General features: G+C 70.7%; 3 protein-coding genes. 2 read left to right on the top strand and 1 reads right to left on the bottom strand.

Going from position 1 to position 13,365, the window contains the following annotated elements; all coding sequences use genetic code 11:
- The first annotated feature begins 141 nt into the window (after window positions 1-141).
- Both AC11WY_RS02045 and AC11WY_RS02040 read left to right on the top strand, forming a co-directional pair.
- On the top strand, window positions 142-9,888 hold the full coding sequence (locus AC11WY_RS02045; protein ID WP_482922022.1) for an amino acid adenylation domain-containing protein: 9,747 nt from the start codon (window positions 142-144) through the stop codon (window positions 9,886-9,888).
- Window positions 9,888-12,689, top strand: a complete 2,802-nt coding sequence (locus AC11WY_RS02040; protein WP_482922020.1) for a condensation domain-containing protein — start codon at window positions 9,888-9,890, stop codon at window positions 12,687-12,689. The genes AC11WY_RS02045 and AC11WY_RS02040 overlap by 1 nt, the downstream gene beginning before the upstream one ends.
- On the opposite strand, the gene AC11WY_RS02035 is transcribed toward AC11WY_RS02040, so the two are convergent.
- Window positions 12,683-13,360: a 4'-phosphopantetheinyl transferase family protein gene (locus AC11WY_RS02035; protein ID WP_482922018.1), complete on the bottom strand. Its 678-nt coding sequence runs from the start codon at window positions 13,358-13,360 to the stop codon at window positions 12,683-12,685. The two genes, AC11WY_RS02040 and AC11WY_RS02035, sit on opposite strands and share 7 nt — an antisense overlap.
- Window positions 13,361-13,365 lie beyond the last annotated feature (5 nt).

The following is a 13,365-nucleotide window of genomic DNA, read 5'->3' as shown; positions in this document are numbered from 1 at the left end:
GCGTGGCACCCCATCTGCGGGGGCGTCTTCGCGCCGGATCGGGTTCCGCCTGACCGGCACGAGAGCTATCGGAACTGCATCGAGAACCGTGCATCGGTCCGGGCAAACATGCTCTGACCGTCACGGCTTCAGAGGAATGCCATGACCCCTCGCCGCCCCACGTCGTCCGATCTCGCCGTTCCCGATCCGGTCGGGCCGATCTGGCCGTTGTTCGCGCAGGCCCGAAGCCGCACACCCGATGCGCCCGCTCTGCTGGCCGACGACCGCCGCCTGACCTATGCCGAAGCGACCGACGCGGCCGAGCGCATTGCCGCCCGGCTGGTCGCGCTGGGGGTGGGCCGTGGCGACCATGTCGGCCTGCTCGACTCGCGTTCGGTGAACGCGATCCTGGGGATGCTGGGCATCCTGCGCGCGGGGGCGGCCTTCGTGCCGCTGGACCCGACGCACGCGCCCGAACAACTGGGCTTCATCGCGACCGATCTGCCGCTGAAGGCCGCGCTGGTCGCCGCACGCCATGCCGACCGGGCCGGGGCGATCCTGCCCGCCGGTCTGCCCACGCTGTCGCTGGAAGCGGCGATCACCGGCCCTGCGCCCGAGGCCGGGATCACCTGGCCCGAGGCCGACGCGGAAACCCCCGCCTATGTGATGTACACCTCCGGCACCACCGGGCAGCCCAAGGGCGTCGTGGTGCCGCAGCGGGGCGTGACCTCGTTCGCCTATCGCCAACCCGCGCTGGACATGCGGCCCGATGACGTGGTGCTGCACTCCAACACCATCGCCTGCGACGGGTCCACCTTCGACATCTGGGCAGCCTTGCTGAACGGCGCCGCCTGCGCGGTGGTCGAGGCGCCTTTTCCGGCACTGGACGAGATCGGCCGGGTGATGACCCGCCACCGGGCGACGGCGGCAATGTTCTACGCCGGGATGAACCACATGATGGTGGATCATCAGTTGCCCGCCTTCGCCAGCGCGCGGATGATCCTGTCGGTCGGCGACGTGATGTCGCCCGTTCACGCGCGCAGGCTGCTGGACGCCTATCCCGACCTCGTGCTGCAAAACTTCTATGGCCCGACCGAAGGCACGGTGGACAGCCTCGGCATCCGCATCACCGCCGACATGCTGGGTGGCCGCCCGCTGCCAATCGGGCGGTCGCTGAACCACGAGGACTGCTTTGTCGTCGATGACGATCTGAAGCCGCTGCCGGTGGGGACGACCGGGCAACTGGTGATTTCGGGCCTCGGTGTCGCGCATGGCTATTGGAACCGCCCCGACAAGACCGCGGCGGCCTTCATCGCAGACCCGCGGCCGGGAAAATCCGGGCTGGTCTACCTGACCGGCGATCTTGCCTCGCAAAACCCCGATGGCGTGTTCGACTTCCACGGCCGTCTGGACCGTCAGGTCAAGCTCGGCGGGCGGCGGATCGAGCTTGACGGCGTGGAACACGTGCTGCGCCATCAGCCCGGCGTGGCCGACGCCACCGTGGGCGTGGTGACCGGTCCGGGCGGCGACAAGCGCGTGGGCGCGGTGCTGCGTCCAAAGGACGGGATGCCCGGCGACACCGCCGCCTTCATCCGGGAGGTGCTGGCGGGCGCGGGCGAGGTCTTGCACCCCGCCAGCCTGCCGCGCGCGACCCTTGTCACCACCGACTGGAAGCTGACGCCCGCGGGCAAGAACGACCGCCGCGCGCTGCTGGCGATGTTCGATGCCGTGCCCGAGGCCTCCACGGTCGCACCCGCAGCCCCGTCGCGCGACCTGCGTCCGGTGATCGCGGGCCTCTGGCAAGGGATCCTCGGCGGGCCGCTGCCGACGGACGAGCAGACCTTCTTCGATGCGGGCGGCAGTTCGATGCAACTGATCGAGGCCCATTCGCGCATCGAGGCGCGGCTTGGCCACCGCTTCGACATCACCCTGATGTTCGAGACACCCCGGCTGGCCGACCTCGCCGCGCGGCTGGCAGCACTCGCCCCCGCCCCGAAGGCAGAGACCGCAACCCCGGTTGCAGCGCGTGCCAGCGATCGCGACATCGCGATCGTCGGCCTTGCCGGGCGATTCCCCGGCGCCGACACGCTGGCGGCCTTCTGGCAGCACCTGCGCAACGGCGACAACCTGATCCCGCGCTTCCCGCTGGACGAGATGCAGGACGCCTTCTCGCCCGCCGAACGCCGATCCCCGGCCTATGTGCCCGCGCGCCCGATCATCGACGGCGCCGACCAGTTCGACGCGAAATTCTTCGGCATCCTGCCGCGCGAGGCGGAACGGATGGACCCGCAGGCCCGCGTCTTCCTCGAAATCTGCGCCGAGGCGCTGGAGGATGCCGGGATCGACCCGGCCCGCGCCCCCGGCGCGATCGGCGTCTGGGCCGGCAGTTCGATGAGCACCTACCTGATCGGCAACCTGATCCCCGACCGCGCGGCATCGGACGCCTTCACCTCGGGCTACCAGATTTCCGACTACACCACGCTGACCGGCAACCTGCCGGAAAGCCTGTCCACCCGCGTCGCCTGGAAGCTGGACCTGAAGGGTCCGGCGATGACGGTGCAGACCGCCTGTTCCACCTCGCTGACCGCGATCGCACAGGCGGTGAACGCGCTGCGCGAGGGGCAGGCCGATGCCGCGCTGGCGGGCGGCGTCTCGATCACCTTCCCGCAGAAACGCGGCTACATGGCGCAGGAGGGCGGCATGGCCGCGCCCGATGGCGTCTGCCGCCCGTTCGATGCCGACGCGGGCGGCACCGTCTTCGGCCACGGTGCGGGCGTCGTGGTCTTGAAGCGGCTGGCCGATGCGCTCAAGGCGGGCGATCAGGTCTATGCGGTGATCCGCGGCGTCGGAATCACGAACGACGGAGCCGGAAAGATCTCCTACACCGCGCCGTCGGTCGCAGGGCAGGCCGCCGCGATCCGCGCCGCCCACCGCGATGCGGGCGTGACGCCGGACAGCATCAGCTATGTCGAGTGCCACGGCACGGCGACCCCGCTGGGCGACCCGATCGAGGTTGCCGGGCTGACGCAGGCCTTCGGCAAGGGCACGCCGGGCACGGTGGCGCTGGGGTCGGTCAAGGGCAACATCGGCCATCTGGATGCGGCGGCGGGCGTGATGGGCGTGATCAAGACCGCGCTGATGCTGAAGGCGCGGGAGATTCTGCCGGTCGCCAACTTCCGCACGCCCAATCCGCGCATCGACTTTGCCGCCGGGCCGTTCCGCGTGGCCGACAAGCTGGCCGCGTGGCACAGTGACGGCCCCCGCCGCGCGGGTGTCAGCGCCGCGGGCGTCGGCGGCACCAACGTGCATCTGGTGCTGGAGGAGGCGCCCGCCGTCGCGGGCGCGACGCTTCCCGACAGTGTGCAGGCGTTGCCCCTTTCCGCCGCCTCGCCCGAGGCGCTGGCCGAACTGGCCCGCCGCCTCGCTGACCGTCTGGCGGCGCCCGACGCGCCCGCGTTGCCCGATGCCGCCTTCACCTTGCAGGAGGGGCGCCGCACGCATCCCTACCGCCTCGCCATTGCCGCCCGCACCGGGGCCGAAGCGGCGCAAAAGCTGCGCGCCGCGCCCGAGGTGAAATCCGCCACCCCCGCCACGCCGCCGAAGCTGGTGTTCCTGTTCCCCGGTCAGGGCTCGCAATACCCCGGCATGGGCAAGGGGCTTTACGCGACCGAACCGGATTTTGCCCGCTGGATCGACCGGGGCGCGGAAATCCTGCGCCCGCTGATCGACACCGACATGAGCCGATTGCTTTGCTACGCCGACGTGTCGGATGAAGCCGCCGCCCGCGCGCTGAAGGACACCCGGCTGACCCAGCCCGCACTGTTCCTGACCGAAGTCGCCACCGCCCGCCTGTGGCAGGCGCAGGGCGTGCAGCCGGACGCGATGATCGGCCACTCGGTCGGCGAATTCGCGGCTGCGGTGATCGCCGGGGTGATGGGCTTCGAGGATGCGCTGAAGGTGATCGCCGCGCGCGGTCGCCTGATGCAGGACCAGCCCGCCGGGGCAATGCTGTCGGTGCGCGCGCCGATCGAGGCGCTCTTGCCCCACCTCGACCCGCGCACCGAACTGGCGGCGCGCAATGCGCCGCAGTTGCAGGTGGTCGCCGGGCCGATCGACGCCATCGCGGCGCTTGAATCGCGGCTGACCGTGGCGGGCATTGCGACGACACGGCTGCACACCTCGCACGCCTTCCACTCGGCGATGATGGACCTGGTTGTCCCGGCACTGGAGCGGTTGCTGACCCGCCTTCGGCTCACGGCGCCGACGATCCCGATCATCTCCTCCGTCACCGGCAAACCGATGACGGCGGATGAGGCGCAAAGCCCGGCCTATTGGGCCGCTCAGGCCCGCGCGACGGTGAATTTCCAGGCCGCGCTTGAGGCGGCTTCCGAAACAGGGGCGCCGGTGTTTGTCGAGGTGGGGGCAGGTCGCACCCTCTCGGCCTTCGCCGGACAGACCCTGAAACGCGGCGGGCATGGCGGCATTTTCCCGTCATTGCCGGATCATACCCAATCGGGCCCTGACGATCAGAGCGTCATGACCGCCGCGTTTGCCAACCTCTGGGCCGCCGGTGTGCCGGTCGACTGGTCGCGCCTTGCGCGCGGCAGCCACCGCGTGTCGCTGCCCGCCCACCCGTTCCTGCGCCGCCGCCACTGGATCGACCCGGTTGCGGCCCCGGCCCTTGTTCCGCTGGCCGCCCCCGCGCCGGTCGCGGTATCCGTTTCACCCGTTATCCCCGAGGTCACCATGACCACTGTTGCCCGCATTCCCCGCCTGATGGCCGAGCTGATCGCCCTGTTCGCCGAACTCTCCGGTGAAGAGCTCGGCGCGGCCGACGCCGAAACCCCGTTCCTCGAACTCGGCTTCGACTCGCTCTTCATGGGACAGGCCGCAACCGCCCTTGGCCGCAGCTACGGGGTGGAGATCACCTTCCGCAGCCTGCTGGCCGATCATCCCAGCATTGCCGCGCTGGCCGCGCATCTTGATGCGGTGATGCCGCCCGAGATCGCGTCGGTTCCTGCGCCAGTGGCCTCGCCGGTGATCTCGCCTGTGGCGCAGCAACCCGTGGCCGAGGTGTCCGCACCGGTGGCAACCGCGGTGCCCGCGCTTGCCGTGATGACCGGCGATCTGGCCGGCGTGCTGCAAGCGCAGATGCAGACGATGCAGGCGATCTTCGCCGATCAGCTTCGCGCGTTTGGTGCCGCGCCCGCCGCCGTGGCAGCGCCCGCTCCGGCCACCGTCGCGGTGTCGGCACCGGTCGCGGCCCCGCCCCCTGCCGCTGCCGCCGCCCCGACCGAGACCGAGGAGAAAGGCTTCAAGCTGGGGCGCGGCCCGAACGTTTCTGGCGCGGTGCTGACCGAGGCTCAGCGCACCTTCGTGCGCGACCTCGCCGCCCGCTATTCGGCCCGGTATGCGAAATCCAAGGCCTACACCGCGCAGTATCGCGGCGTGCTGGCCGACCCGCGCACCGCCTCGGGCTTTCACCCCGACTGGAAGGAACTGACCTTCCCGATCGTCGCCGACCGATCCAGGGGCGCGCATATCTGGGATCTGGATGGCAACCGCTTCGTCGATGTGGTGAACGGCTTCGGCCAGACCGCCTTCGGCCATTCACCCGATTTCGTCAGCCGCGCCGTCGCCGCGCAGCTTGACAAGGGCTACGCCATCGGCCCGCAGGCCGACCGCGCCGGACCGGTGGCGGAACGGCTGGCGACCTTCCTCGGCCACGACCGGGTGACCTTCTGCAACACCGGGTCCGAGGCCGTGATGGCCGCCATGCGCATCGCCCGCGCCGTCACCGGGCGCGAGCGCGTCGTGGTGTTCGCCAACGACTACCACGGCCAGTTCGACGAGGTTCTGGTGCGCGGCCGCCGCGGCGGCGAACCGGGCGCCCTGCCCATCGCCCCCGGCATCCCGCGCGCGGGCCTGGCCAACATGACCGTGCTGGGCTACGGCGCGCCCGAGTCGCTCGACTGGATCGCCGCGCATATCGGCGAGATCGCGGCCGTGATCGTGGAGCCGGTGCAAAGCCGCCACCCGGAACTGCGCCCCGAGGGCTTTGTGCGCAGCCTGCGTGACATCACCGCCAAGGGCGGCGCCGCGCTGGTGATCGACGAGGTCGTGACCGGCTTCCGCACCCATGCGCGCGGGATGCAGGCGGTCTGGGGCATCGCGCCCGACATGGCGACCTACGGCAAGGTGGTCGGCGGCGGGATGCCGATCGGCCTGCTGGCGGGCAAGCGCCGGTTCATGGACGCGCTGGACGGCGGCGCCTGGAGCTATGGCGACGACAGCAAGCCCGAGGTCGCGCCGACCTTCTTCGCCGGCACCTTCGTGCGCCATCCGCTGGCGCTGGCGGCGATTGACGCCGTGCTCGACCATCTGGAGGCCGAGGGGCGCGTGCTGTGGCAGGACGTGCCCGCCCGCACCGCCGCACTGGCCGCCCGGATGAACGCGCATCTGGCGGCGCGCGGGTTGCCGGAGTTCGTGACCACCTTCAACGGCTGGTTCGTGATCAACGCCACCGCGCAGGATCCGCGCGCCTCGCTGCTGTTCGCGCTGATGCGGCTGGAAGGGGTGCATATCCTGGATGGCTACTGCGGCTTCCTGACCACCGCCCACAGCGCCGAAGACTGCGAGGCGGTCTTCGCCGCCTTCGCCAGGGCAATCGACGCGCTGCAATCGGTCGGCATCCTTGCCGGCAATGGCGCGGCGCAGGCTGCCACCCAGGCGCAGGCTGTCATCCCGGCGCAAACCGGGGTCTCCGCCCCCACCCGCGCCATCCCCCTCACCGAAAGCCAGCGCGAAATCTGGCTGACGCACCAGTTGGGCGACCGCGCCGCGGCCAGCTTCAACGAAGGCGTGACGCTGCGTCTGGACGGCCCGCTCAACCGCCCCGCGCTGGAGGGTGCGCTGGCCGCGTTGATCGCGCGCCACGATGCGCTGCGGATGGTGTTCGACCGCAGCGGCGCCACGTTCGACGTGCTGGACGCCTTCACGCCCGACCTGCCGTTCACCGACCTGTCCGGCGACACCTCCCCCGAAACCGCGCTGGCGGCCCTTGTCGCCGAGGAAGCCGCGCTGCCGCTGGAAATCACCAGCGCCGCGCCGATCCGGATGCAGCTTGTCCGCCTAGGGACCGAGGCGCATGCCCTGCTGATGACCGCGCACCACATCGCGGTGGATGGCTGGTCCTACAACCTGATGATCGACGATCTGGCCGCGCTTTACGCCGCGCGGGTCGAGGGGCGCGCCGATGCGCTGCCCCCGGCGCCGTCCTTCGCCGCCCATGCGATGCAGGCCGAGGCGCGGCCGGAGCCGAAGACGCTGGCCTACTGGCGCGACCAGTTCGCCACGATCCCGCCGCTGCCGGACCTGCCCGAGGACCGGGCGCGCCCGGCGGTGAAATCCTTCGCGGGCGCCACCGTCACCGAACGGATCGACGCCGACACGATGAAGGCCGTCCGCAAGACCGGGGCCAAGCAGGGCTGCACCCTGTTCGCCACGCTGTTCGCCGGGCTTCAGATCACGCTGGGCCGCCTCAGCGGGGCGCGCGACGTGGTGCTGGGCGTGCCCTCGGCCGGGCAGACGCTGCTGGCGGATCAGAGTCTGGTCGGCCACTGCGTGAACCTGCTGCCGATCCGCGCCGCCTTCGACCCCGCCGAACCGGCCGCCGATCACCTGAAGCGCGCGGGCCGCGCCGTGATGGACGCGTTCGAGCATCAGGCCGTCAGCTTCGGCACGCTGGTGCGCGAACTAGCCGTGCCGCGCACGCTGAACCGGATGCCGCTGACCGAGGTGCAGTTCAACCTCGAACGCACCGCCGAAGACCTGCGCGCGGGCGGCCTGTCGTTCCGCCCGGCGCCGAACCCCAAGGCAGCGGCGAACTTCGATCTGTTCATGAACGTGATCGAGGGGCGCGACGGGCTGCGGATCGACGTGGACTACGCCGCCGATGTCTACGACGCCGCCACGATCCGCCGTTGGGTCGGCCATTACCGCGCGGTGCTGGCTGCGCTGGCGGCGGATGCCACGCAACCGATCGCGGCGCTGCCGCTGCACGATGCCGCCGGGCTGACGGCGCTGGTGGATGGTGAGAATGCCACGGCGATGCCCTTCGACCGTGCCGCGATGGTGCAGGATCTGGTCGCCCGTGGCGCCGCCCTGAACCCGCGGGCCGTCGCGGTGGAGGATGAGGCGGGCACCCTGACCCATGCCGAACTTGCCCGCCAAAGCGATGCGCTGGCCGCGCAGATCCAGCGCGCCCTGCCGCAACCCGGCGCACGGGTCGCGGTGGCGCTGCCGCGCGGGGCCGGAATGCTGGTCGCGCTGCTGGCGGTGCTGAAGGCCGGGCACACCTATGTGCCGCTTGACCCGCGCCAGCCCGAGGCGCGCCTGAAGACCATCGTTGATTCCGCCGAAGCCGCCGCCGTGGTGGCGGAAGACGCGCCCTTTGCCGAGGGTCTGCCACTGATCCGCCCGTCGCAGGCCGCCGCCGGGACCACGCCCGCGCCGGTGCCCGCCGACCCGGAACGGGCCGCCTACATCATCTTCACCTCCGGCTCGACCGGCACGCCGAAGGGGGTGGCCGTGCCGCACCGGGCGGTGGTGAACTTCCTCGCCACGATGGCGCGGGAACCCGGCCTGACGGCGCGCGACACGATCCTGTCGGTGACCACCGTGATGTTCGACATCGCGGTGCTGGAACTGTTCCTGCCGCTGACGGTGGGGGCGAAGGTCGTGATCGCCTCGTCCGATGCGGTGCGCGAAGGCTTCCCGCTGATCGACCGGCTGGCAAGGGGCGACATCACCCTGATGCAGGCCACGCCGACGCTGTGGGACATGCTGCTGGATGCCGGGCTGACCCCGGCGAAGGGGCTGACGATCCTGGCCGGGGGCGAACCGCTGCCCGCCGACCTGGCGCGGCGACTGACGGCGCACGGCGCCACGCTGTGGAACATGTACGGCCCGACGGAAACCACCGTCTGGTCGGCGATCCGGCAGGTTGAACCGGGCGCGCCGATCAGCATCGGCCACCCGATCGGCAACACCGAGCTTCACATCCTGTCCGACGATGATCAGCCGCAGCCGATCGGCGTGGTGGGCGAGTTGAACATCGGCGGCGACGGGCTGGCGCTGGGTTACCACAACCGGCCCGACCTGACCGCCGCCGCTTTCCGTCAGGTGACGCTGAACGGCAAGGCCCGCCGCCTTTACCGCACCGGCGATCTGGCGAAACGGCTGCCGAACGGCGACATCGTCGTGCTGGGCCGCAAGGACAGCCAGGTCAAGCTGCGCGGCTTCCGCATCGAACTGGGCGAGATCGAGGCGCGCCTGCGGGCCCTGCCGGGGGTGGACAAGGTCGCCGTCGACCTGCGCGCCCGCCCCAACGGCGACAAGCGGCTGGTCGCCTGGCTGGTGGCCGCGCCGGGCTCGGCACCCGACCTGAAAGCGATCGCGGCGGGCCTGGCCACGCAACTGCCCGACTACATGCAGCCGCAGGGCTGGATGATCCTGCCCGCGCTGCCGCAGACGGCGAACGGCAAGCTGGACCGCAAGGCGCTGCCGGAACCCGGCGACACCCTGGCCCCCGCCCCGGTCGCCCGGCCCGAAGCACCGGCAACCGAGACAGAGCGTCGGCTGGCCGCGATCTGGGCCGCGGCGCTTGGGCAGGAAACCCTGTCGGTCACCGACACGCTGCATGACCTCGGCGCCGACTCGCTGACCGTGTTCCGGATCGCGGCGCGGATGCTGGGCGAGGGGATGAACCTCGAAGCGCGCGACCTGATCGCGCATCCCTCGATCCGCGCACTGGGCCGGTTTGCCGATGCACGGGCGGCCGGTCCGGCCCGGCCCGCGCTGAAAGACTTTCGCAACGGCGCGCACCGCGACATCCGGAGGGCCTCGTGATGCTGCATGACCCCGACCAGAGCCCGGCGACCGCCCCTGACGCGGTCGCCACCTTCCCTTGCAGCACGATGCAGCGGCAGATGTGGTTCCTTGACCAGCTCAGCCCCGGCGACCCGGCGCTGAACGTGGCGATGCGCTGGGAACTGCGCGGGCGCCTGCAGACCGCCAGCATCGAGCGCGCGTTCCAGACCATCATCGCCCGCCACGAAATCCTGCGCACCCGGTTTGTCGAGCGCAACGGCGAACCGATGCAGGAGGTCGTCGCCAGCGCCGAGTTCCGCCTCAGCCTTGTCGACCTGCGCACTACGCCCGCCAGCGAACGCCCCGCACGGATCGACGAGATCGCCGAGGAACACGCGGCCCAGCCCTTCGACCTGCGCGAGCCCTGCCCGATGCGGGTGGTCGTGGTGCGCGCCGCGGCGGATCACCTGACGATCCTGATCTCGGTGCACCACGCGGTGTTCGACGGCTATTCCATCGCGGTTTTGGCCGACGAATTCGGCCTCCTCGCCGCCGCGTATGAGGCCGGGACGGCCCCCGATCTGCCCGACCTGCCGTTGCAGTATGGCGATTTCACGCTGTGGCAGGAGGAATACCTCGCCTCGGGCGTGCTCGACGAGGATCGCGCCTACTGGGCCGAAAAGATGCGCGGCATCAGCTATTTCGAGGTGGAACCCGACAAGCCGCGCCCGGCTCTGCGGTCGAACGCGATCAGCCGCGTGCACCTCGACCTGACGGCGGATTTCGGTCAGCGCCTTGCCGCGGCGGGCGCGGCCCTTGGCGCCTCGCCCTTTGTGTTCGGCACGGCGCTGATTGCGGCCTGCCTGCACCGCGCGACCGGGGCGCCCGAGGTGATCTTTTCCACCCCGGTCTCGGATCGTCCCGACGCGGACCTCGAGGGCCTGATCGGCCCGTTCATCGCGAACGAGGTGCTGCGCATTCCGACGCGGTCGGACAGCGACTTTGCCCACCATGTGGTCGGCGTGCGCGACATGGTCGAGGGCGCGCTGGCGCATTCCAACCTGCCGTTCTCGACCCTGGTCGATATCGTCAACCCGCCGCGCGACCCCTCGCGGGCGCCGATCGCCTCGGTCGGGCTGACGCTGATGCACATCTTCATGCAGCCGCGCCAGTACGGCACGTTCCACCTGACCTCGTCGGCGGCGTTCAACCCGGGTATGGCGCAGGACATGCACATCCTGATCCTCGGCCGCCCGACCGGCTGGCGGCTGACGATCGAGTATTGCCCCGATCTTTACGAACAGCGCACCATCGAGGGGTTGCTGACCACCATCGGCACCGGGTTCGAGCGGGTGTTCCAATCGGCGGCGCTGACGCTGGCCGACCTGCCGCTGGGCGTCGGCCTTGCCGCGCGGGGCGGATCGGAGTCAAAGACCCTGAAGCGGATCGAGCAGGTTCTGCTGGCCCACCCCGCCGTGGCCGCCGCCGCTGCGGTGCAGACGACCGGCGCGCCCTATGCCTTCGTCAGCCCCGAGCCGAACTGCCTGATGCCGCTGGAAACGCTGCCCGCCGCGCTGATGACGCAAACCACGGCCGAACTGCCCGCGGAGGAACGGCCGCGCGGCATCAGCGTGCTGGCCAACCTGCCCCGCACCGCATCGGGCGACATCGACCGCACCCGATTGCCAGAGCCGCCGCAACCGGTAGCCCTGGCTCTGCCCGCGGCGCCAACCCCCGCGCCGCAATCGCCCAGGCCGCTGTCGCTCGCCGAAATCACCGACCGCCTTGCCGCGCTCTGGGCTGACCTGCTGGCGCGCCCCGCCCCGGCGCGCGACCGGAGCTTTTTCGACCAGGGGGGCCATTCGCTGCTGGCCGTGCGCCTGATGGCGCGCATCCGGCAGGGATTTGGCGTCACCCTGGGTGTGCGGACGCTCTACGAGCACCCGACCATCGACGCGCTGGCCGGGCTGATCGGGGCGACGCTGAACCCGGCGGCGCCGAAGGTCGAGGATGACTGGCGCATCGAACCGTTGCAGATCGAGGGCACCGCCCAGCCGATCATCGCGGTGAACGACGTGGCGATCATGGTGTCGGCGCTCGGCCACATGGCCGACAAGCACCCGGCCACCTGCGTGCGGCTGTTCGACGGCACCCGCGGCATCGACCGCGTGGAACGCACGTTCGAGGAGATTGCGGCGGAATACGCGCGTGTCGTGCGCAAGGTGCAGCCGAAAGGGCCCTATGTCCTGTTCGGGGTCTGCGTGCACGGCAACATCGCGCTGGAAACCGCGCGCCACCTGCAAGCCGAGGGTGAAACCATCGCCGCCGTGATCCTCAAGGACGTGTGGGAACCGGGCTACGTCGAACGGCTGAAGTCCAGCCGTTCCCACCGCTGGCTGGAGCGCCTGCACGCGTTCCGCAACAAACTGCGGATGGTGCGCGAGGGCAACCTGTCGGTGGCGGCGATGCTGGGCAGCTACCGCATCCTGCGCAAAAGCGGGCTTTTGCACCTGTTCAAGGCGATCGGCCTGATCGAAAAGGTCCGCGCGACCGACCTGGAGCCCGAACAGGAACGGTTCGTGGCCTACATCTCACGGGCCCGCAACCTCTACCGCCCGAAGCCGTTCGCGGCGCCGGTGCTGCATGTCATCACCCGCATCACCCCGCGCGGCCGCGCCTTCGCGCCTTCGATCGGGTGGGAGGATGTGGTGACCGGGCCGCTCAAGACGCTGTATATCGACGATATCCGCGTCCATCGGGGGGTGGAGTTCGGCACCGCCGAACTGGGGCACGAGATCGACACCTTCCTGGCCGAACAGGCGGCGCGGGCGGCTCAGTGACCGGGCAGCGGCATCCGGCCCGCGCGCAGGGTCAGGGGAACCGGCCGCCCGAATGCCTCGATCACCACCGCCCCGGCGAAGCCTTGGCCAAGGGGCAGGTCGATCAGCGTCCAGTCCTCGGCATGGCCCCCCGCCACACGCAACAGGCGCGGCGCGGCCTGCGGCAGGGTCGTCACGTCGAAACTGTCCAGCGGCAGGCTCAGGCCCGCGCCGACGGCCTTGACGAACCCCTCCTTTCGGGTCCAGCAGCGGAAGAAGGCGTCGCGCCAGTGGTCGCCCGTCACGGTCGCAAGGTCATGTCGCTCGGCAAGGGAAAAGAACCGCTCGGCCACCTCGGGCTCCACCGCCCGGTGCGCCTCGATGTCAACGCCGATACGGGCGGTCGGCGTCACGGCCAGCGCCGCCCAGCCGCCGGAATGGCTGAGGTTGAAGGCGGGGCCCTGTGGCAACGTGGGCTTGCCGTTGCCGGTCACCCCAAGGCGCAGCGACGCGGGATCACGACCGACATAACCGCCGAGGATCTGGCGCAGCCGCACATGCGCCGCGCGATAGGCGACCGCATCGCGGGAATGCACGAACCGATCCGCGCGCGCGCGCTCCTCCGTCGACAGGATCGCCGGGTCCGCATCCTGCACAAGCGGCCAGAGCCACAGATCGACGCCAGTCTCCACCCTTG

The organism is Solirhodobacter sp. (assembly GCF_964715405.1).
This window is presented reverse-complemented; position numbering and strand designations above follow the sequence as displayed.

Bases quoted from the DNA above. Each gene is read 5' to 3' on its own strand.
- AC11WY_RS02045 (WP_482922022.1), top strand. From the start codon at position 142: ATGACCCCTCGCCGCCCCACGTCGTCCGATCTCGCCGTTCCCGATCCG.
- AC11WY_RS02040 (WP_482922020.1), top strand. From the start codon at position 9,888: ATGCTGCATGACCCCGACCAGAGCCCGGCGACCGCCCCTGACGCGGTC.